Below are 21,418 nucleotides of genomic sequence, written 5' to 3' on the forward strand. Positions count from 1 at the left end.
AAAAGTATTAATTAAACACATCAACCAGACCGTCTACCGCGCACGCTTGCAGTTGCGACGCAGTCCGGCTTCCCCAGCAGGCATCGAACCATTCCGTCGAGCTGCGAGCGATATCGAGGATCTCGGTCAGCAGACCCCGGCTGGCCCAATCCGGGCCGATGCAGGTGCTTCGGTACACCACCAGATCCGCAGGCCCTTCCAAGCCGAAGCCATCCGCCCCGCCGGTGGCATGGGAGTCGGTCGATGCCAGCAGCCCCAACAAGACCTCGACCGGCTGATCGATCGGAGCCGCGCCGTATTCGCACTCCAAGGTGATTCGGGGCGAGCCCGGCTCGGCATGCACCACATAGACGTCGGCATTCCCGACGGAGATGCGAAGTGCCCGGGCCTGTGGCTGCGCCTCCAGTTCCTCGACACCGTCCACGCGATCGTCAGCACACAGCTCCTGCAGCACGCGGATCAGCTGCGAACGCACATCGGTGCCTACCGGCAACGACAGCTCAGGCGGCTCCACCGCGAGGAAGGCGGCTTCGTCCAGCCTGCGCCCGGCGCGCCAGTGGTGGGCCTGCTGCGCAATCGCAGCCATCACCGCTTCGACCATGTCCTTCTCGCACCGCGCCAACGGCAGCCGCACTCCGAAGGTGATCGCATCAGCTTCCCGCCGCCAGCCAAAGCTTCCGCGGCCCGATGACTGCAGGCGGCGGTTGAGGCGCAGCAGCTTCCTCAGCGCCCACTCGTCCTTCGGGGCCGCGCCGAACTCGCATTCGAGCAGCAGGTGGTCCCGATGCAGAGGCGCGTGGAACGAGATCTCGAAATCGACCCCGTCCATCGTGAACCCCACGGCATCGGCTGCTTCGTCGTCGTGGCTCAGTTCAGGCGCCGGCTGTCCATTCGCCTCGAACAGTGCGCGCATCCGCTGCACGAACAGGCTTTGCCATCGATCAGGGTCATCCATCGGAACTGCTCCAGGCCAGGTGATACGCCAGCCCGCGGCCGCGGGCGTGTCTGCTGTGTCACCGCGTCACGCGCTGCGTTCCGTCGCCACTGCATGTCGGGCGCTCTGGTCTTGGAGGTATGTCCCTGTCAGGTGCGTGTGGCCACGCACGAACTCACCGGCTCAGGCTGCTGCAGGTAGCGCGTGCCGCCTTCGGCGATTCAGTCTGCTGATCGAGGTCGAGCGAGCGGGCGGCGCGCAGGCGCCGCAAGTGCTGCTGTCGATGAACGACTCGGCGATGCGGGTGCTGTTCGCGTCAGCGGCGCGCGAGGCCGATGCGTCGGCGGTCGGCGGCGTCGGCTTCACGCTGTGCGAGGAGATCGCGCGCGAGATGCAGGGCGGGCTGTGGCGCATGGATGCGCCACAGGGGGAGCTGCGGGTGGCGTTGGAGTTGCCGGCGGAGAGGTAGGCCGAAGGCCCATCCGGGACGGCGGTGTGATGCGTTCCGCGGATCGTCATCCGGGCAACGACGGCATGGCGAACGGCCGATCGGGGCTTGGCGAGCCGCTGGCGCTGCATGGCGCCACGGCCTGACGCTGTGCAAGAGGATCGCACACAAGATGGAAGGGTCCCTGTGGTGCATGGATGCGCCACAGGGGAACCGCGAGTTGCGTTGAAGCTACCCGCGCAGAGGTGGCTGGATTGGCGTCATTGATGCATGGGCGATGAGCGCAGCATGTTTTCGACCACGCTCATTGCCTCTTGGTACAACTGCACAAGTCCATCTTGGTCCTTACCGTCCTTAATTTTCTCGATGGCCAAGTACACACTTAGTAGACGAGCGTGATTTTTCTCGAGTTCCGTGAGCCCAGCCTTATCCTTGGCCCCCGCTGAAATATTAAGAATATCAACGAGGCCTTGCTCAAATCGACCCTTCTCAATTGACCGTGAAGTCCTCCAATAGTTTTGCAAACTGAAAGCCGCTTCGGATGCTTCGGTCTCAATCATTTCGGCGCGCGACCGATCCGAACCGACTTCTTTACCAGTCGACCTGGACATAATGTCCATCACTTCCACGACTTTTCGCAGCACTTCTTCGACCTCTTTTCGTTGATCTTCGAAAGTGGCTTTCTCGAGCCTTCCTTGTATCCCTTGCAGAATTTCTTCGCAATCTCTCAACACATTTTTCATTTTTATTATTCTTTTATTTCTACCCTCTGGAGAATAAAACTTGATATCGAAAATGCCCGCCAAAATATACTCAATAGAGGAGGCGAGCGCCTTGATGTCGTCAGAAAGTTGATCTCGTGAAATATTTATGGGTTCCAAATCCGTCAGGTACAACTCACGCAGAGGCTCCACGGCAATCTTAAGTTGACCCCGAATCTTTTGCACTTCGAGCGACTTCTTGGCAGTCGCCTTCTCCTGTGAGGACGACTCAACCTCGTGAGCCGCCTCGGAACGCGACGAAAATGAATGAATTTCAGCTTCGTTGACTGAGGCGTTTGCGCGCCTTCTTTCTTTCACGTCCTTCGAATTTCCGATGGACTTTCCATCATTTTCAACTGACCGCCTTTGCCCTTGCACGGTCGCCTCAGCTCCCGATGGATTTGTTATCTTAGCCATTAAGCGTACGAAGAACCCTATAGCTTCCCTCACACGCGTGTTATTTCCGGGAGAAATTCTTGTGAGCGAACCTCGCAATTCTTCGAGCTCCTTCTTTATGCCCTCTATGTCAATTACAGCACCCTTGATTGCAGCTTGACGCTCCGGGGGAAAACCCTCAGGACGACGGATATTCGATAGAAAATCATTCAAAACGCGATCGAACAATACAATATCTGATGTAAGCCTGGGAATATTAATACTCCCCATAGAGGGATCAACCCAATAATCATGCAATGGATCCAACTTCTTCACAAGGCGATCCGCAATTTCTTCGAAATCAAGCAATCCGCTCTTGCCAAGAGATCCATGAGCGGCATTTTCAGAAACCTCCGATTCCGCGCCTTGTGGTTGCCTTCCGTCTTCCGGCAACCGACCATTCAATGCCAATTGACTTACGGTCAAAGGAGCGTTCGAACGCACAGGCGAGACCTGTACACCATCGCGCCCGAAAATTACCTTCTTGCCTACTTCTTCCGACGTTGGCAACGGTTTTGCTTGGGAAAATCCGCGAACAGCCTTCACGACGCGAGCCAGTATCGTTCGGATTCCAGCCTTGCGCCCCGGGTTTAATTCTTCATTTATTTGACTCGGCTTTTTGCTTTTATTAGCTTTTTCGACCAGCTTTTTAACATTCTCTTCTGCATAAATACTTTCACTGTCACTTGACAACGAAAGAGGGGGCAGTTTTATTTCGGAGTTCTTGTAGTGAGCTGGATCAACGCGGGTCGAACCATTTTCCTTGGAATTTGAACTCCCACCCCCAAGGGTAGCTTGACCGCCACCATCACTGGAAGGCAACCTAGGAGTGCGATACGCCCTGTCCTGGCCGGAATAACTCGATGAATCACTGTCTGCACCGGAATACGACGCACCTATATCAAGCGATGCAGATTTACTTTCTTGTTTATCTGGTGTGACGACATCTGTGACTTCAGCACATTCGATCGAAGAACCAAAAGCATCATCCGATTTTGAAGATTCCTCGGACTCCTCGGCCTCACGCCCCGCGTTGACCAAGCGTTTACCTTCCTCGATCGGCTTTTCACGATCAAATTTTGAGCCCTCCCTCCGGGAGAAGTCTGTACCGTTACTTGAAGACGACCCAGTCTCGCTCGTCGCCTTTCTTTCAGCCTGAGAATCCGATAACGCACCTTCATCTTCGGAAAACGAGTCACTCGAATCAGGATTTGAAGAGGATCCGGTAGTGAGAGTCGCGTTGAGATCGGCAAGGGGACGCGACGCACGACTCCCCCTAGCATGGGTTAGCACGCTCGTATTTTCCTTCAGCTTGATAGCCGTCTTGACAGGCTTCCCTATTTCATATGAAAAGATCGCACTCAATTGCCTCCCGAAAATCTTTCGAAATGCCTTATGACTCTTATTGCCACCACCGAACTTTATTTTTACATTGGGGTAGATCGTAACAAATCTCACCGCCTCCATCAAAGTAATCTTGGCAGCCTCCTCCATGGAAGCCTCAGACCCATCGTTTGTTGATCCATAAAGAGGCCACACCTCCAGAAAGAAGGGAGTTTTATCATTGTTTTTTTTTGCCAGACGGGCGGCATGGAAGAGAGACTGATATGCGGCACTCAGCTTACTTTCCGTCGCGCCAGCGGATCGCGCCTTCTTTTTCAAAAACCCAAATCTTGTTTTATTATTATTAATTGCCTTGGTACGAAAAGCAATTTTGCCCGCTACCGGCGTCCTCACGTGCACATCGCCAACCTCAAGCGCGTTCGTATGGACAACGGTTCCAAACACAAAGCCGACGGTGGAAGGAAAGTTACTTCCCTCGCTGATACGATCCTTTGCCGACCAAAGACGATACGCAAGATTATGCAGCTCTGCTGGCAACTTGTTATTATTATCCCAATCCCACTTGAGAATCATCTTTGCCCCGAGAATTGCCGAGGCTACATCAAATTTCTCTCCTCGAAGGAGGCTACGAAAATTATGCAACGCTTGCTTGGGATAGTCTTCCGCGGTGGGCAATTCTGCCTCATCGATCCCTCTTCCCTTTTTTGCAGCTTCGGCCCGAGCAGCCTCAGCAGCCTCAGCAGCCATAGACACAAACTCGCCGGCGGACCCATTCACGATCAATTCAGTTATCTCTGGATGCAGATAGTACCCATACTTCACCTCGGCCGGACAATCCTTGTAGTCATCGGGAAGACAGCTTGAAAAGCTAACGGGTGTTTGACCTTCATTCCTCGATGCGATGAAATCTTCGTAGGCTCCCCCCGCCTGACCGATATGCTTTTGATTGAATACTACCCTCTCCTTCCTTTGCGGAAGAAGTATATATTCATCCTTGTCATTTTTCACCCGCATACGCACACCAGCCACAAAGCGGCGAAGTGATTTAGACGGGTTCACACCACGAACCAGCCTCGTACCATCAACAAAATTAGGCATCTCAAGCTCCAAAAATTATCAATTCAACACATCGACCAGTTCGTCCACCGGGTGCGATGGCACCTGCGATGGATTCTGGCTTCGCCAGCAGGCCTCGAACCATTCCGTCGAGCTGCGACCGATATCGAGGATCTCGGTCAGCAAATCCTGACTCGTCCAGTCCGGCCCGAGGCAAGTACTTCGGTACACCACCAAGTCCGCAGGCCCTTCGAGACTGAATCCATCCGCCCCGCCGGTGGCATGCGAGTCGGTCGACTCCAGCAGCTTCAACAAGATTTCGACCGGCTGAACAATCGGCGCCGCACCGTATTCGCACTCCAGAGTCAGCCGGACCGACCCCGGCTCGGCATGCACCAGGGTCACCTCGGCATCCCCCACCGCGAGGCGAAGCGCCAAGACCTGAGGCGGCGCATCGAGTTCTTCGACACCGTCCACGCGCTCGTCATCGCACACCTCATGCAGCACACGCACCAACTCCGAACGCACATCGGCGTATGGCGGTGACGACTGCTCATCAGGGGAATCCACCGCCGGGAATTCAGCTTCGTCCAAGCTGCGCCCGGCACGCCAGTGATGGGCCTGCTGCGCGATCGCGGCCATCACCGCTTCGATCGTGTCCTTCTCGCACTGCGCCAACGGCAGCAGCATCCCGAAGGTGATCGCATCGGTCTCCCGACGCCAGCCGAAACTGCCCCGGCCCGAGGGCTGCAGCCGGCGGTTGAGGCGCAGCAGCTTCCGCAGCGCCCACTCGTCCCGAGGGGCGGCGCCGAACTCGCATTCGAGCAGCAGGTGGTCTCGGTGCAGAGGCGCGTGGAACGAGATCTCGAAATCGACCCCGTCCACCGTGAACCCCACGGCATCGGCCGCTTCGCCGCCGAGGCTGAGTTCAGGCGCCGGCTGTCCATTCGCCTCGAACAGTGCGCGCATCCGCTGCACGAACAGGCTTTGCCATCGATCAGGGTCATCCATCGGAACTGCTCCAGGCCAGGTGATACGCCAGCCCGCGGCCGCGGGCGTGTCTGCTGTGTCACCGCGTCACGCGCTGCGTTCCGTCGCCGCTGCATGTCGGGCGCTCTGGTCTTGGAGGTATGTCCCTGTCAGGTGCGTGTGGCCACGCACGAACTCACCGGCTCAAGCTGCGATAGATCGCCATCACGTTCTGCACGTAAGCCTGCGTCTCCGGGTACGGCGGGATCTCCCGCCCGTACTTCATCACCGCGCCCTCGCCGGCGTTGTAGGCCGCGACCGCCAGCTCCGGCTGGCCTTCGAACATGTTCAGCAGCAGGCGCAGGTAGCGCGTGCCGGTGCGCAGGTTGGCCTCCGGCTCGAACAGGTTGCGCTCGGCATCGGCCAGGCCCATGCGCGAGGCCGTCGCCGGCATCACCTGCATCAGGCCGATCGCGCCCTTCGGCGACACCGCGTTCGGGTTGAAGCGCGACTCTACATGCACGATCGCGCGCAGCAGATTCACGTCGGTGCCGAAGGCCCGTGCCACCGACTCGATGATCGGGTCGTAGGCAGTGACCCGCTCGGCCGACGGCACCACCGAGATCGCGCCGGCCGACGGCGGCAGCAGCAGCAGGCTGCCGCCGCGGCGCTGCACCTCGGCCGCCAGGGCCGCATCGGACAGTCCCAGGATCGAGGCCACATCTTGCGACGTCAGCGGCTTCGCAGCCTGCACCGGCGGCAGCACTGGCACGCACTGCACGCCGCCCTCGATCAGCCGCGCACTCAGGTAGCGGTTGCCGAACGCATCGGTGCAGTCGTAGGCGGCGCCCGCCTGCGAGGCCATGCCCGCCATCAGCGCGCCGATCGACGCACGCAATCCATGCGAACCCATGATGGACTCAGTACGCCGCAGCCATCTGGTCCGCACGGCCGCGGCGCGCCAGCGTCTCGGTCGGCGTCTCGCGGAAGTACTTGCGGTACGAGGTGACCAGCGTCGAGCGGTTGCGGATGCCCCAGCGCGCCGCGGTCTCGATCACGCTGTGGCCCGGCGCGTCGTCGCGCAGCAGGTCGGCGCGGATGCGCTCGACACGGCAGCGCTGCATCACCTCGCCCGGCGTCATGCCGAGGTGGTTCTTGAAGGCCCATTGCAGCGCCCGCTCGGTCACGCCCATGTCGTCGGCGATCTCGCGCACGCTCAGCTCGGCACAGTCGAGGTGCTCCAGCAGGTAGCGGTAGGCGCGGCGGTACTTGGCCGGCAGCCGCATCTCGATGTCGTCCTTCACCGCCACCGGCGCCGCCGTGCCCGGCCGCGCCGCGCGGTCGTCGAAGGCCGATTCGGTGCGCACGCACTGCATCGATTCGAGCGCATAGCGCTGGTAGTGGCGCATCGATTCATCGACACGGCCCGACAGCGCGCACACCTTCGCGAGGCAGTACGACAGCTCCATGCGCCAGCGCTGGCGCCCGCCCATCTCGGCCTCGCGCGATTGCAGCGGTTCGAGCGTGGCCCGCGCCAGCTCGGCCTGGCGCTGCGTGATCGCGACCAGCGCGGTGTCGAGCCGCGCCTGGCGCTCGAGCGTCGCGAGGCCCAGCGTGCGCAACCCGGCGATGTGATCGGGCAGCGCGGCCTGTGCACGGGCATCGCCGCAGCCGGCCATCACCAGGTCGCGCAGCTGTCGCAGGCGGCGCGCCACCAGCGGGAAGCGGCCATGCGCATTCATGCAGTGCTCGATCGCCGACACCGGCTGCAGCTGGGCCGAAGCCGGCATGCGGTCGACCAGCGGCGATTGCCAGAACACATGGTCGCGCAGGTCGTCGTGCGCACGGATCTCGCTTTGCGCCAGCAGCTCGACGCGCACCAGGCTCACCATCATCGACAGCTGGGCCGAATCGTCGTCGCGGGCGATCTCGCTCGCATCGTCGAGCGCCTGCATCGCGCGCTCCTTCTGGCCGAGGCCCTGGCGGGCCATCGCCATCGCGCACAGCGCCTCCACCTTCTGCGCCGGCGTCGCCGCCTCGTCGACCGCGATGCGGCCGAAGCAGGCCGCGGCCGTGCCGTAGCGGTGCTGGTACAGACTCAGGAAGCCGGTGCCGCGGCACGACACCACGCGCACCGTGCCGCGCTGCGCACCGCCGGCCAGCTTGACGGCCAGGCGGTAGGTCTCCTCGGCTTCTTCGGCGCGGTCCAGCGACAGCATCAGGTCGCCGCACAACTGGGCCAGCTCGCTCAGCATGTCGTCGCCCAGGTGCGCCGGGCGGTCGCCCAGCAGCTCTTCGGCTTTCGAGACGGCTTCCTGGACGCGGCCTTCGAGCACCGGTGACATGAGGGCCTGGACGTGTTCGTGGCGGGCCAGGACGGTGAGGACTTGAATCTGCATGGCGATCTCTCCTTTGAGTGCAAGGTCCGATGCAGGACCCGATGCAGCTCAGTCTCGTGATCGCACGAAAAAACAAGCTCATGAACTCTCAGTCACGCCTGGCACCTCAGAAACGAGAAACCGAAGGCCGCCGATTCGCAAGCCTGCGAAAACGCGTCCCGGCGCGCCCGAGACTGACACCGGGCTGACACCGCGGCGCCGTCGGCGCGGCCCGGCGGATGCGTTTCTGTCGCGTGATGCGCAAGCGTGATCCGTTTCACGAAAGTACAGGTGTACCGCGCCCTGGATCGGCCGATTCTCAAAGTTGAGACCGTCTGTGTCGGCTGAGGGCTGCCAGCGAGGCGGATGTCTCACGAAGTCACTTGAATCCTCAGGAAGAACCATGAAAAAGATCTGGCGCCGCGGGATGCCCTTCTCGCCCGACGTGGCCCCGCTGGTGTCGCGCATGCCCGCGGTGGACGAATACCGCGAGTCGCTGCTGCGGCTGCAAGGGGTGTGGGACAGCCTGTCGATGCTCGGCCAGATGAGCGGCACGCTGCCCGACATCGCCGCCACTCGCGCTGCATTCCAGTCGCTGTCGGAAGACCTGCTCGACAGCCTGGGCCGCAGCCTGCTCACGAACGTCGCGCAGCGCATGCGCAGCCAGGCGCAGGTGGCGATCGACATCCTGGTGCGCAACCTGTTCGAGCGCACCGCCGACATCGGCTTCCTGAGCACCGATTCGCAGCTGCGCGAGATCGTTCGCGCGAGCAAGGACGCCGACGGGGCCGATGCCACCGCGCTGCGCGCGCTGCAGGCCCGCTTCGCCGAATACGCGGCCAAGTACACCGTGTACGACGACGTGATCGCGCTGGCGCCCGACGGCCGCGTGCTGGCGCGGCTCGACGATTCGATCGATGCGCGGCCCGCCGGCCGCGAGCCCTGGCTCGCGCAGGCGCTGCAGGGCGGCCCCTACGTCGAGCACTTCGGCCCGTCGCCGCTGATGGGCGGCCGGCGCGCGCTGCTGTACGCGGCGGCGATCCGCGTGGACGAGCGCATCGAGGGCGTGCTGTGCCTGTCGTTCCGCTTCGACGACGAGATGCGCGCGATCTTCTCGCAGCTGCTGGAGGCACGCGACCGCAGCGTGATCGTGCTGACCGATGGCGCCGATGCCGTGCTGGCCTCGTCCGACCCGTGGCAGGTGCCGGTCGGCGCGCCGCTGCCGCCGGCCGCAACCGGTGCCCACCCGCTGGCCCGCTTCGCCGGCCGCGAGTACCTGATGGTGCATGCCGCCGCGACCGGCTACGAGGGCTACATGGGCCCCGGCTGGTCGGCCCGCGCGCTGGTGCCGGTCGACCAGGCCTTCGACACCACCGAGCTGCAGGACACGCTGCAGGGCGCGGCCGATGCCGACGACCTGCTCGCGCGCCTCGACACCCGCGAGCTGTTCGGCGAGGCGCTGCGCACCATCCCGACGCAGGCGCGCCACATCCAGCGCGACCTGTCGCGCGTTCTGTGGAACGGCCGGCTGCGCCCGGCCGGCGAGGGCACGTCGAACGCCTTCGCCGCGACGCTGCTGCGCGAGGTCGGCCAGACCGGCGAGCGCATCCGCCAGGTGTTCGAGCAGGCGATCGCCAACCTGCACCGCTCGACGCTGAACGCGGTGTTCGACGAGGCGCGCCACCATGCGCGGCTGGCGATCGACATCGTCGACCGCAACCTCTACGAGCGCGCCAACGACTGCCGCTGGTGGGCGCTCGACGGCGTGCTGCGCGGCGTGCTGTCGCAGCCGGCCACGCAGCGCGATGCCGCGCGTGCCGCCGCGGTGCTGCAACGCATCAACGGGCTCTACACGGTGTATGCGCTGCTGGTGCTGTTCGACACCGACGGGCGCATCGTCGCGGTGTCGGACCCGGCCGAGCACGCCCGCTGTGGCGCGCTGCTCGACGCGCCGTGGGTGCGCGAGACGCTGGCGCTGCGCGACCCGCAGCAGCATGTCGAATCGACGCATGCGGCGAGCGCGCTGTACGGCGGTCGGCCGACCTTCGTGCACGGCGCCGCGCTGCGAGCGAACGACGGCACGGCAACCGTGGTCGGCGGCATCGCGATCGTCTTCGACGGCGAGCCGCAGTTCGCGGCGATGCTGCGCGATGCCTTGCCGCTCGATGCGCAGGGCGAGCCGTCGCATGGCGCGGCGGCGCTGCTGGTGACGCGGTCCGGCACGGTGGTCGCGAGCAGCGACGTGGCGCGCTGGCCGGTCGGCAGCGGCTGGCCGGTGCCGGCGGACTGGCAGCCGCTCGCGCGCGGCGCATCGGCCAGCACGGTGATCCACCTCGATGGCGTCGCGTGGAGTGCCGGCTGCAGCGTGTCCGGCGGCTACCGCGAGTACCACGCCGACGGCAGCGTCGGCCCGCACGACCTGCTGTCGGTGGCGCTGCTGAAGTTGGGCGCGGTGCAGGCCCACGCGCCGGCCGCGCCGGTGGTGTTCGACAACGCCGCCACGCCGCCACGCGGCAAGGAGCCGCTGCTGTCGATCGCGAGCTTCCTGTGCGCCGGCCAGTGGCTGGGCGTGCCGTCGACGACGGCGCTGCAGGCCTTGCAGCAGCCGCGCATCGCGGCGCTGCCGAACGCGCCGGCGCATCTGCTCGGCATGCTGGAGTTCGAAGGCCGGCTGCTGCCGGTGGTCGACCTCGGCGTGCTGCGCGGCACCGGCGCGGCGACCGATCCGCAGGCGCCGCTGGTGGTGGTGCAAGGCTCGCGCGGCCAGCGCTTCGCGATGCGGGTCGACGAACTCGGGCCGGTGTTCGAGGTCGCCAGCTCGCGCGTGCAGTCGCTCGCGCGGCCGGGTGGTGCGCAGGAGCGGCTGGTCAGCAGCCACCAGCGCATGCTGATCCTGATGGACGTCGACGGGCTGGTCGCGCAGGCCGGCATCGCGGCGCTGGCGCTCATCGAGGTCAGCGAGGTCGCGCTGGTCTGAGTCTTCACTTGGGCCCCATGCTCTCCTTCACCAGCGCACCCAGCGCCCGCACCTGGTACTCGTTCGCCAGCCGCCGCACCCGGTCGGCGAACGGCCGGTAGCGCGCCTCGGCCTGCGCCAGGCGTTCCGCTTCGTCGCAGATCGCCGCCATGTTGCCCGCGAGCGTCAGCCGGTGCAGCTCCTGCAGTTCCTCGGCACCCGGGATCGACTCCGGCGCCAGCGGCTCGCCCGCGGCCGGCGGCTGCGCGTCGCCTTCACCGTCGCGGTAGATCCAGGTCAGGTCGAGCAGCTCGCCCATCTGGCGCAGCAGGCTCTCGCGGCGCACCGGCTTGGCCTCGAAGCCGTTGCCGCCCGACGCGACCCACTTCTGCCGGTCCTCGGCCGTCACGCTGGCCGAGATCGCGATGATCGGCACCTCCTTGAGGCCCTCGTCCGCGCGGATGTGCCGCGTGGCCTGCAGCCCGTCCATCACCGGCATCATCATGTCCATCAGGATCAGGTCGGGCTTCTTGGCCTGCGCGCGCGCGATCGCCGTCAGCCCGTTGTCCGCCTCGTCGATCTGGAAGCCGAGCAGGCGCAGCAGCCAGGCCAGCATCTCGCGGTTCTCGGCGATGTCGTCGACGATCAGCACGCTGCGCGGCGCGCCGGCATAGCCGATCGCGCTGCGCTCGACGCGCGCGGTGCCGGCCACCGTCTTCGGCACCTGCACCGTCAGCTCGAACCAGAAGACGCTGCCCTCCTCGGGCACGCTGCGCACCAGGATGTCGCCGCCCATCATGCGCACCAGCTGCCGGCTGATCGACAGCCCGAGCCCGCTGCCGGCCACCCGGCGCGCCGCGTCGTGCACCTGCGCGAACGGCTGGAACAGCCGCTCCAGCTGCGCGGCGTCCATGCCGATGCCGGAATCGCAGACCTCGAAGCGAAGCTGCGCCCGGTCCTCGTCGACGCCCAGCAGGTGCACGATCAGCTGCACCTGCCCGTGGTCGCTGAACTTGACCGCGTTGCCCAGCAGGTTCAGCAGCACCTGGCGCAGCCGCCGCTCGTCGACCTCCATCGCCTCGGGCAGCTCGCCGTGGATCTCGAGTGAGAACGCCAGGTTCTTCTGCTGCGCCTTGATGCGGATCAGGTCGCCGATCATCCCGAAGAAGCTGGCCGGGTGGACCGGCGCCGGCAGCAGGTCGAGCCGGCCGGCCTCGATCTTCGCGATGTCGAGGATGTCGTTGATCAGCATCAGCAGGTGCTCGCCGCTGCTCTGGATGGTCTTCAGGCCGGCCGCCTGCGGCTCGTCGAGCGTGGGGTCCAGGCGCAGGATCTGCGTGTAGCCGAGGATGCCGTTCAGCGGCGTGCGCAGCTCGTGGCTCATGTTGGCGAGGAAGGTGGTCTGCGCGCGCTGCGCCGCGATGGCCGCATCGCGCGCCGCGGTGAGCTGCTGCTCGGCGGCACGCCGCAGCGTCGCGTCGCGCACCACCAGCACGCGCAGCGCGCCGCCGCCGAGGTCATCGTGCGCGCCGCCCGCCGCGTCCTGCACCGACATCCGGCTCACCGACACCTCGACCGGAAAACGCCGCGCGTCGTGGTGCAGCCCGATCGCGCTGCGCGGCGTGGCCTGCTCGACCTCGAGCGGCGGATCCAGCTCCGCCAGCAGCTCGCCGACGGCCAGCCCGTCGCGCTGCGGCGCGGCCCGGCCGAACATGCGCTCGCCGGCCGGGTTGAGCTGCAGCACGCGCTCGCCGCGCACCACGAGGATGCCGTCAGCCGTGTGGTCGATGATGGCCGCGAGCCGCTGCTGCTCGATCTCGAGCGATGCCCGCGTCTGCGCCAGTTGCCGCCGGTCCTCGAGGAAGCGCTCGACCGCGCGCGCCATGCCGCCGATCTCGTCCTCGCCCTGCACCGGCACCTTCACCGGCTCGTTCCCGGTCAGCGCCTGCGGGTGGTCGCTGCGCAGGTGCTGGCTCACCTCCTGCAGCCGGCCGATCACGTGGTGGCCGAGGAAGACCCGCGCCACCGCGACCGCCGCCAGCACGCTGCCGATGAACAGCGCGAAGATCCAGCGCTGGCGGCGCTCCGACGCGTCGACCACCTGCTGCACCGCCTCGCGGTAGGCGTTGGCCGACGCGGTCGACCAAGTGCCCGCCGCAGCGCCCATGGCCTGCGACTGGCGGCTGATCTCGTCGCGCAGGCCGGTGATCATCCGGTGCTGCGCGATCAGCTTGTCGCGCATCGCGAACAGCTCGCGCACATCGGTCGCGAGGCCCGGCTGCTGCCCTGCCGGCGCGGCCAGCAGCGGCGGCAGGCGCCCGCGCAGCCCCTCCAGCTCGTCGGGCCGGGTCGCGCCGCGCAGCTGGTACAGCAGCGCCAGCAGCGGCAGCCGCTCGGGCCCGGCCGGCGCCTCGGGCCGGCCGAAGCGCTGCGCCATCAAGGCCCGCCAGCGCAGCTCGGTGTTCAGCGAATCCTCGCGCAGCTGCGTCGCCACGTTGGCCGAGTTGCGCAGCAGCTGGCCGGCCTGGTGCAGGTCGAGCACGACCAGGTCGCCGCTGGTGGTGCTGATCTGCGTGACGATCGCGTCGAATTTCTGCAGGTGCAGCTCCATGCGCTCGAAGCTGAGGTGCAGTGCGATGCCGGTGTCGGCATTGATCAGCTGCGAAGCATCCAGGGCGATCGTGGCGGTCTCGGCCACCAGGTCCTGCGCCAGCCGCACGCGCAGCAGTCGCTCCTCGGCCAGTTGCCGCGACGCGACGGCCACCTCCCGCACCGCATACAGCGCGAAGATGCCGCCGGCCCCGAAGATCAGCGCCAGCCCGGCCAGCGCGAGCGCGAACTGCCGGCGAAGCGAGTGGGGCAACAGCTGGCGCCGCTTCACGGAACCACCGGCCGGCGGGTGTCAGCGCTTCCAGAGCCGCCGGTAGGCGTCGCGGTAACCGTTGTCGGGGTCGTAGAGCATGCGCGAGCCACCTTCGCAGGCGATGTTCTCGGCAGTGACCAGGCGCGGCGGCGCGACGAAGCCGCTGGTCGGCTGGCGCGCGAACAGCCGGTTCAGTTCATCGATGGTCTGCCAGCCCTGCTGGTTCAGCGGATCGGCGGCGGTCGCGGTCTGGAACGATTTCGCCGCGATGCGCAGGAAGGCCGACGAGCTGCCGTCGCCGCCCGAGATCAGCCGCACGCCGGCGCCGGGCTGCTGCGCGGTGATCAGCGCCGGCACCATGTAGTCGAAGTAGATGTCGTTGACGGCCAGCGCATGCGTCAGGCGCGGGCCGTAGCGCTGCAGCAGCTGGGCCGTGACGGCAGCCATGCGCGAGCCGGTTTCCTCCATGCCGACGTCCAGCATCTCGAGCACCTTGCAGTCCTTGCAGGCGCGGATCACCTCGGCCATCGCATGGGCCTTGGTCATCGCCATCCCCAGCTTGGAGTCGGTGAAGATCACCACGCCGGCCCGGCCGCCGGCATCGATGATCGCCTTCGAGGCGGCCATGCGGGCCACCAGCAGCGGATCGCTGGTCACGTTGGTGCGCACCGGCGTGCCGGCGATCGGGCCGGGCCACGGGTTGGCATGCCAGCTGACCAGCACGATGCCGCGCCGCTCGAACGGCGTCAGGTCGTAGGGGCCGTAGCCCTTGGTTGCCGAGCCTTCGAGCGTCAGCCCGCCCATCAGCGCGATGCCGTCGGGGTGGAAGGCCATCACCTCCTGCATGACCTTGTCGCGGTTGGCGACGATGCCGCCGAGGTCGAAGACCTTGACGTTCCAGCCGATCGCCGCGGCCGCCTCGCGAAAACCCAGCGAGGCCGCCAGCACGCCGCCGTTGCGCAGGTCCTCGATCACCATCGCGATGGATTTGCCGGGTTGCGCCGGCGGGCCGGTGTCGACGCGGGGCTCGTCGCCGCAGCGCACCGCCGAGTCGACCACCTGCTGCGCTTCGGCGAGCGGCGTGGCGGCGGCCGCGCGGGCTTTGCCGGCGAAGGGCAGTGTCGCGAGCGCCGCAGCGACCACCACCGTCAGCGTCAGGGCGCGCGGGCAGGCGCGGATTCGGGCCAGGGTTCGAACCAGCATGAGAGACCTCCTGTCAAGGCTGTCCACTTCGGATCGCCAGCGCGGCCAGGCATGGCGCGCTCTCGACAGGTCTCTTATCGGTGCTGGGCCCGCCCGGCACAAGAGGGTCTGTCCTCGGGTCAAATGTCAGGGTGCCCCGAATGCGGGGGGGCCGGGGCGCGCTCAGTCGTCGCGCTCGAGGCGCTTGCCCATGCTCATCACGTCGTCTTCCGAGAAGCCGAGGCTCTCGTAGAACGCGATCACCGCGGTGTTGCCGCGGCGGATCTGCAGGTTGATCTTCGGGCAGCCGCGCTCGCGCAGCCGCAGCTCGGCCCAGTCGACCAGCGCACGGCCCAGGCCGCCGCGCTGCAGCTTCGGCGTGACGGCCAGGTAGTTGATCCAGCCGCGGTGGCCGTCATAGCCGGCCATCACGCTGCCGACCAGCTCGCCATCGGACTCGGCCACCGCGAACAGCTCGGGCTGCTCGGCGAACTTGCGCGCGATGTCTTTCGACGGGTCGTTCCACGGCCGGGTCAGGCCGCAGGCCTGCCACAGCGCGATCACGGCCGCTTCGTCCTCGGGCCGGCAGAGCCGGATCTGCCAGCTCAGCATGCTCAGAGCTTGGCCGCCACCCAGCCCTGCACCGAGGCCAGCGCCTGCGGCAGCTGCGACGCATCGGTGCCGCCGGCCATCGCGATGTCGGCCTTGCCGCCGCCCTTGCCGCCGACCTGCTGCGCGACGAAGTTGACCAGCTCGCCCGCCTTGACCTTGCCGGTGCTGTCGGCCGTGACGCCGGCGGCCAGCTGCACCTTGTCGCCATCGACCGCCGCCAGCACGATGACCGCGCTCTTCAGCTTGTCCTTCAGCTTGTCGAGCGTCTCGCGCAGCGTCTTCGCATCGGCGCCTTCGAGGCGTGCGGCCAGCACCTTCAGGCCCTTCACGTCGATCGCCTGGCCGACCAGCTCGTCACCCTGCGACGAGGCCAGCTTGCCCTTCACGGCGCCCAGCTCCTTCTCGAGCGCGCGCACCTGGTCGAGCACCTGCGCGAGCCGCTGCGGCACCTCGGTGGGCGAGGCCTTCAGCGTGGCGGCCAGCTGGTGCACCGTGCCTTCGAGCGTCTGCAGGTAGGTCAGCGCGTTGGCGCCGGTCACCGCCTCGATGCGGCGCACGCCGGCGGCCACGCCGCCTTCGGCCACCACCTTGAACAGGCCGATGTCGCCGGTGCGGTGCACGTGCGTGCCGCCGCACAGCTCGCGGCTGCTGCCGATGTCGAGCACGCGCACCGTCTCGCCGTACTTCTCACCGAACAGCATCATCGCGCCGGTCTTCTGCGCCGATTCGATGTCCATCACGCGCGCCTGCGTGGCCGCGTTGGCGAGGATCTCTTCATTGACGCGGCGCTCGATCTCGGCGATCTGCTGCGGCGTGACCGGCGCGTTGTGCGCGAAGTCGAAGCGGGTCTTCTCGGCATCGACCAGCGAGCCCTTCTGCTGCACATGCGTGCCCAGCACCTCGCGCAGCGCCTTGTGCATCAGGTGGGTCGCGCTGTGGTTGCGCACGGTGGCAGCGCGCAGCTTGCCGTCGACGCGCGCGGTGACGGTGTCGCCCACCGACAGCTTGCCCTGGCTCATCACGCCGTGGTGGCCGAACACGTCGGCCTTGATCTTCTGGGTGTCCAGCACGCCGAACAGCGCGCCTTCGGCACTCAGCGAGCCCTGGTCGCCGACCTGGCCGCCGCTCTCGGCGTAGAACGGCGTGATGCTCAGCACGACGATGCCGGTCTGGCCTTCGAGCAGCTGCTGCACCGGGCTGCCTTCCTGGTAGAGCGCGGCGACGACCGCCTTCTCTTCGAGGTGCTCGTAACCGGTGAATTCATGGCCGGAGCCGGTGTACTCGACCGCGCGCGCCATCTTGAACTTGCCCGCAGCTCGGCCGGCCGCCTTCTGCTGCTCCATCGCCGCGCCGAAGCCGACCTCGTCGACCTCGACGTTGCGCTCGCGGCAGACGTCCTGCGTCAGGTCGAGCGGGAAGCCGTAGGTGTCGTGCAGCTTGAAGGCGACGTCGCCCGGCAGCGTCTTCTGGCCGCCGGCCAGCGCGGCGTCGAGGATCTCCATGCCGTTGGCCAGGGTCTCGAAGAAGCGCACCTCCTCGGCCTTCAGCGTGTCGGTGATGTGCTGCTGGTCGGCGGCGAGCTTCGGGTAGGCCGCGCCCATCTCGCTGACCAGGTCGGCCACCAGCTTGTGGAAGAACGGCTTCTTCTGGCCGAGCTTGTAGCCGTGGCGGATGCCGCGGCGGATGATGCGGCGCTGCACGTAGCCGCGGCCTTCGTTGCTCGGGATCACGCCGTCGCTCACCAGGAAGGCGGTCGCGCGGATGTGGTCGGCGATCACGCGCAGGCTCTTGTTCGACAGGTCCTTCTCGCCCGTTTCGCGCGAGGCTGCGCGGATCAGGCGGTCGAACAGGTCGATCTCGTAGTTGCTGTGCACGTGCTGCAGGATGGCCGTCAGGCGCTCCAGGCCCATGCCGGTGTCGACGCAGGGGGCGGGCAGCTTCCTGATGCTGCCGTCGGGCTGCATGTCGAACTGCATGAACACGTTGTTCCAGATCTCGATGTAGCGGTCGCCATCGGCATCGGGCGAGCCGGGCGGGCCGCCGGCGATGCCGGGGCCGTGGTCGTAGAAGATCTCCGAGCACGGGCCGCAGGGGCCGGTGTCGGCCATCATCCAGAAGTTGTCGGAGGCGTACTTCGCGCCCTTGTTGTCGCCGATGCGCACCACGCGCTCGGGCGGCAGGCCGATCACTTTCGTCCAGATGTCGTAGGCCTCGTCGTCGTCGATGTAGACGGTGGCCCAGAGCTTGTCGGCCGGCAGCTTGTAGACCTTCGTCAGCAGCTCCCAGGCCCAGGTGAGCGCGTCGTGCTTGAAGTAGTCGCCGAAGCTCCAGTTGCCCAGCATCTCGAAGAAGGTGTGGTGGCGCGCGGTGTAGCCGACATTCTCGAGGTCGTTGTGCTTGCCGCCGGCCCGCAGGCAGGCCTGGACGGAGGCGGCGCGCACGTAGGGGCGCTTGTCGCTGCCGAGGAACACGTCCTTGAACTGCACCATGCCCGAGTTGGTGAACATCAGCGTCGGGTCGTTGGCGGGCACCAGCGGGCTCGACGCGACGATGGTGTGGCCCTTCGATTCGAAGAACTTCAGGAAGGTGTCGCGGATCTCGGAGGCTTTCATCCGGTTCTTTCTCGGTTGGCTGGGCTGTCTCGGCGGAACCGGCGATTATAGGAAAGGCACGGGTTCACGCCGCCTCGTGCAGCCGGATCTGCGCCGCCAGGAAGCGGTACAGCCGCTCGTCATCGCTGAAGGCCACGTTGAAGCGCAGCCAGCCGGTGGGCCGCGGCTCGACCAGGAACAGCTGCCCCGGCCCGAGCATGATGCCCTCGCCCACCGCATGCCGCGACAGCTCGGCGCCATCGGGCAGGTCGGGATGACGCGCCCACAGATACAGCCCCGCCTTCGGCTCGCTGAACAGCTCGAAGCCCATGCCGGCCAGCCGCTGCGCCACCCGGCCGTGCGACTCGGCGAGCCGGTCGCGCAGCGATTTCAGGTGCTTGCGCCAGCGCCCTTCGGTCAGCGCGCCGAAGGCCAGCCGCTCGGTGATGTCGGACGAGGTCAGCCCCGACACCATCTTCAGCTGCGCCAGTTCGTCCAGCAGGTCCGGCCGGGCGACGACATAGCCGACGCGGATGTTCGGCGAGATCGTCTTCGAGTAGCTGCCGACGTGGACCACCCGCCGCAACGCGTCGAGGCTCGCGAGCGAGGCCCGCGGCTCGGGGTCCATGTCGGCGTAGATGTCGTTCTCGACCAGCGTCAGGTCGTGCGCATCGGCCAGCTGCAGCAGCCGGAACAGCTGCGCCAGCGGCGTCACCGAGCTGGTCGGGCTCTGCAGCCGCGGCTGCGTGAAGAAGGCGCGGGGCTTGTGCTCGGCCAGCAGCGCCTCGAGTGCCGGCAGGTCGTAGCCGGCGGGCGTGCGCGGCACGCCGATCAGCCGCGCCCCGAGGAAGCGCAGCATGAACATCAGGTTGGGATAGCCGGGGTCGTCGACCAGCACCGCGTCGCCCGGCTTCAGCAGCCGGCGGGCGACCAGGTCGAGCGCCTGGCTCGACCCCTGGGTCAGCAGCACCTGCTCGGCGCTGACGGCGATCTGGCGCTCGGCCAGCGATTCGGCCACCAGGATGCGCAGCGCCATGTGCCCGTGCGGCAGCCCGTAGCCGCCCAGCTCGGCGCCGTCGGCCGCCATCTGGCGCAGGCTGCGCCGCACGCCGTCCTCGAACAGCCAGTCGTGCGGCAGCCAGCCGCAGCCGGGCTTCAGCGCGAGGTTGCGGTTCTCGAAGATCTGCTTCAGGTACCACTGCGCATCGAAGCGCAGCTCGGCCACCGGCTTGGGCGCGGGGCTGGCGGCCGGCGGCTCGCCGCTGCGGCGGCGCACGAAGAAGCCGGCGTTGGCCCGCGACACCAGCCAGCCCTGCGCGACCAGCCGGTCGTAGGCCTCGACGACGGTGAACACGCTGACGCCGTGCGCCGCGGCAAAGGCGCGGATCGACGGCAGCTTCGCGCCGGGCTTCAGCGACTGCCCGGCGATCAGGCCGCGCAGGCCGTCGACGATCTGGCCGACCAGCGGCAGCGGGGAGTTCGGGTTCAGGGTGAGCATCGGCGTGGCGGGGGGCGCATGGGCGGGGGTACGGCTTCGTGCATGGCGCACCGGATCAGGGCTTGCATGTACAGGCCCTGCGCCCTGCACAGTACACCGAAACGCCGGCCCCGCTGTACATGGCGGCGCGCCGGTGCGGCCCCTAAAGTCGACCGTTTGCGGCTCATACTGCCGTCCTGGTCGAGAACGAGGAGCGCACGCCCGTGTTGTCCGAGCCATCCCGCGCAACCGATCCACCCGCCGCGCCGCAAGGCGCCCCGGCCGAGCCGCTGGTGCGCTTTCGCGGCGTGCAGAAGACCTACGACGGCAGCCACCTGGTGGTGCGGGGGCTCGACCTCGACATCCACCGCGGCGAGTTCCTGACGCTGCTCGGCCCCTCGGGCTCGGGCAAGACGACCACGCTGATGATGCTGGCCGGCTTCGAATCGCCGACCGCCGGCGACATCCTGCTCGACGGCAGGCCGATCACCCGCACGCCGCCGCACAAGCGCCACTTCGGCATGGTGTTCCAGAACTACGCGCTGTTCCCGCACCTGACGGTCGGGCAGAACGTGGCCTACCCGCTGACGGTGCGCCGGGTGCCGCGCGACGAGCAGGCCAGGCGCGTCGCGCGGGCGCTCGAGATGGTGCGGCTGACCGGCATGGCCGAGCGCTCGCCGGCGCAGCTCTCGGGCGGCCAGCAGCAGCGCGTGGCGCTGGCCCGCGCGCTGGTGTTCGAGCCGCAGCTGGTGCTGATGGACGAGCCGCTGGGCGCGCTCGACAAGCAGTTGCGCGAGCACATGCAGATCGAGTTGAAGGAGCTGCACCGGCAGCTCGGCGTCACCTTCGTCTACGTGACGCACGACCAGGGCGAGGCGCTGACGATGAGCGACCGCGTGGCGGTGTTCAACGACGGCGCGGTGCAGATGCTCGCGCCGGTGGAGGCGATGTACGAGGCGCCGGCGAATCGCTTCGTGGCCGGCTTCATCGGCGACAGCACCATCGTGCGCGGCACGGTGCGCGCGACCCACGCCGACGACGCCGGCGAGCGCTGCGGCATCGTGCTGACCGACGGGCGCGTGCTGACCGGCGTCAACGTGAACGGCGCGGCCGTCGGCGCCACGGTGGAGGCCTGCATCCGCCCGGAGCGCATCCGCCTGCACCCTCAGCCGCCGACCGAGCGCGGCAACCTGCTGCAGGCGCGCGTGGACAGCGTCATCTACTTCGGCGACCACCTGCGGCTGCTGTGCACGATCGGCGACGGCCAGGCCGCGGGGTCGGTGAAGCTGCCGCTGGCCGGCCAGGCCGCGCCGCGCGCCGGCGACGTCGTCTGGCTGGAGCTGCCGCCGGAGCACACGCGCATCTATTCGCTTTGATTCGCTCGACCTGATTCATCACCCGAAGGACCCACG

General features: G+C 66.7%; 13 protein-coding genes. 3 read left to right on the plus strand and 10 right to left on the minus strand.

The genetic code is table 11. The annotated features are described in order from the left end of the window. Nucleotides 1-7 precede the first annotated feature (7 nt). Nucleotides 8-955, minus strand: a complete 948-nt coding sequence (locus tag BUE42_RS20840; protein WP_073467211.1) for a CesT family type III secretion system chaperone — start codon at nt 953-955, stop codon at nt 8-10. Nucleotides 956-1,205: 250 nt separating this feature from the next. On the opposite strand from BUE42_RS20840, the gene BUE42_RS20845 reads away from it, so the two are divergent. Beyond that, nucleotides 1,206-1,403: an ATP-binding protein gene (locus BUE42_RS20845; RefSeq protein ID WP_073467212.1), complete on the plus strand. Its 198-nt coding sequence runs from the start codon at nt 1,206-1,208 to the stop codon at nt 1,401-1,403. Between the two features lie 239 nt (nt 1,404-1,642). Here the strand turns inward: BUE42_RS20845 and BUE42_RS32495 are convergent, their stop codons facing one another. The 4 genes from BUE42_RS32495 to BUE42_RS20860 all read right to left on the minus strand — a co-directional run bounded on the left by BUE42_RS32495 (nt 1,643) and on the right by BUE42_RS20860 (nt 8,346). Next, nucleotides 1,643-5,020, minus strand: a complete 3,378-nt coding sequence (locus tag BUE42_RS32495; RefSeq protein WP_143171662.1) for a hypothetical protein — start codon at nt 5,018-5,020, stop codon at nt 1,643-1,645. 18 nt (nt 5,021-5,038) lie between these two features. After that, complete coding sequence (locus tag BUE42_RS20850) at nt 5,039-5,989, minus strand: CesT family type III secretion system chaperone (protein ID WP_073467213.1); 951 nt, start codon at nt 5,987-5,989, stop codon at nt 5,039-5,041. A 154-nt stretch (nt 5,990-6,143) separates the two neighbouring features. Then, complete coding sequence (locus BUE42_RS20855) at nt 6,144-6,860, minus strand: lytic transglycosylase domain-containing protein (protein ID WP_073467214.1); 717 nt, start codon at nt 6,858-6,860, stop codon at nt 6,144-6,146. Between the two features lie 7 nt (nt 6,861-6,867). Continuing rightward, entirely contained in the window at nt 6,868-8,346 is a 1,479-nt protein-coding gene (locus BUE42_RS20860; protein ID WP_073467215.1) for a helix-turn-helix transcriptional regulator, read from the minus strand. A 382-nt stretch (nt 8,347-8,728) separates the two neighbouring features. Here BUE42_RS20860 and BUE42_RS20865 point away from each other — a divergent pair, with 382 nt between their 5' ends. Continuing rightward, nucleotides 8,729-11,302: a chemotaxis protein CheW gene (locus tag BUE42_RS20865; protein WP_073467216.1), complete on the plus strand. Its 2,574-nt coding sequence runs from the start codon at nt 8,729-8,731 to the stop codon at nt 11,300-11,302. A gap of 4 nt (nt 11,303-11,306) precedes the next feature. On the opposite strand, the gene BUE42_RS20870 is transcribed toward BUE42_RS20865, so the two are convergent. From BUE42_RS20870 to BUE42_RS20890, 5 genes are all read right to left on the minus strand, one after another. After that, nucleotides 11,307-14,144 (minus strand): ATP-binding protein, encoded by a 2,838-nt coding sequence (locus tag BUE42_RS20870; protein WP_143171663.1) that lies wholly within the window; start codon nt 14,142-14,144, stop codon nt 11,307-11,309. 39 nt (nt 14,145-14,183) lie between these two features. Further along, nucleotides 14,184-15,347, minus strand: coding sequence for a substrate-binding domain-containing protein (locus BUE42_RS20875; RefSeq protein ID WP_083614348.1), 1,164 nt, complete (start codon nt 15,345-15,347; stop codon nt 14,184-14,186). A 162-nt stretch (nt 15,348-15,509) separates the two neighbouring features. Beyond that, the gene (locus BUE42_RS20880; RefSeq protein ID WP_073467218.1) at nt 15,510-15,938 is read right to left on the minus strand and encodes a GNAT family acetyltransferase; all 429 of its coding nucleotides are present in this window, start codon (nt 15,936-15,938) and stop codon (nt 15,510-15,512) included. 2 nt (nt 15,939-15,940) lie between these two features. After that, entirely contained in the window at nt 15,941-18,550 is a 2,610-nt protein-coding gene (alaS, locus tag BUE42_RS20885) for an alanine--tRNA ligase (protein WP_073467219.1), read from the minus strand. Nucleotides 18,551-18,614: 64 nt separating this feature from the next. After that, on the minus strand, nt 18,615-20,027 hold the full coding sequence (locus BUE42_RS20890) for an aminotransferase-like domain-containing protein (protein ID WP_073467220.1): 1,413 nt from the start codon (nt 20,025-20,027) through the stop codon (nt 18,615-18,617). Between the two features lie 269 nt (nt 20,028-20,296). Here BUE42_RS20890 and BUE42_RS20895 point away from each other — a divergent pair, with 269 nt between their 5' ends. After that, on the plus strand, nt 20,297-21,382 hold the full coding sequence (locus BUE42_RS20895) for an ABC transporter ATP-binding protein (RefSeq protein ID WP_143171665.1): 1,086 nt from the start codon (nt 20,297-20,299) through the stop codon (nt 21,380-21,382). Nucleotides 21,383-21,418: the final 36 nt, after the last annotated feature.

The organism is Rhizobacter sp. OV335, from assembly GCF_900142965.1.
Classification (GTDB): domain Bacteria; phylum Pseudomonadota; class Gammaproteobacteria; order Burkholderiales; family Burkholderiaceae_C; genus Rhizobacter.

What these genes read in the sequence shown, in the direction of transcription:
- BUE42_RS20880 (WP_073467218.1), bottom strand. Translation starts at nt 15,938, where the DNA reads ATGCTGAGCTGGCAGATCCGGCTCTGCCGGCCCGAGGACGAAGCGGCC.
- BUE42_RS20890 (WP_073467220.1), bottom strand. Translation starts at nt 20,027, where the DNA reads ATGCTCACCCTGAACCCGAACTCCCCGCTGCCGCTGGTCGGCCAGATC.
- BUE42_RS20875 (WP_083614348.1), bottom strand. Translation starts at nt 15,347, where the DNA reads ATGCTGGTTCGAACCCTGGCCCGAATCCGCGCCTGCCCGCGCGCCCTG.
- BUE42_RS20855 (WP_073467214.1), bottom strand. Translation starts at nt 6,860, where the DNA reads ATGGGTTCGCATGGATTGCGTGCGTCGATCGGCGCGCTGATGGCGGGC.
- BUE42_RS32495 (WP_143171662.1), bottom strand. Translation starts at nt 5,020, where the DNA reads ATGCCTAATTTTGTTGATGGTACGAGGCTGGTTCGTGGTGTGAACCCG.
- BUE42_RS20840 (WP_073467211.1), bottom strand. Translation starts at nt 955, where the DNA reads ATGGATGACCCTGATCGATGGCAAAGCCTGTTCGTGCAGCGGATGCGC.
- BUE42_RS20850 (WP_073467213.1), bottom strand. Translation starts at nt 5,989, where the DNA reads ATGGATGACCCTGATCGATGGCAAAGCCTGTTCGTGCAGCGGATGCGC.
- alaS (WP_073467219.1), bottom strand. Translation starts at nt 18,550, where the DNA reads ATGAAAGCCTCCGAGATCCGCGACACCTTCCTGAAGTTCTTCGAATCG.
- BUE42_RS20860 (WP_073467215.1), bottom strand. Translation starts at nt 8,346, where the DNA reads ATGCAGATTCAAGTCCTCACCGTCCTGGCCCGCCACGAACACGTCCAG.
- BUE42_RS20865 (WP_073467216.1), top strand. Translation starts at nt 8,729, where the DNA reads ATGAAAAAGATCTGGCGCCGCGGGATGCCCTTCTCGCCCGACGTGGCC.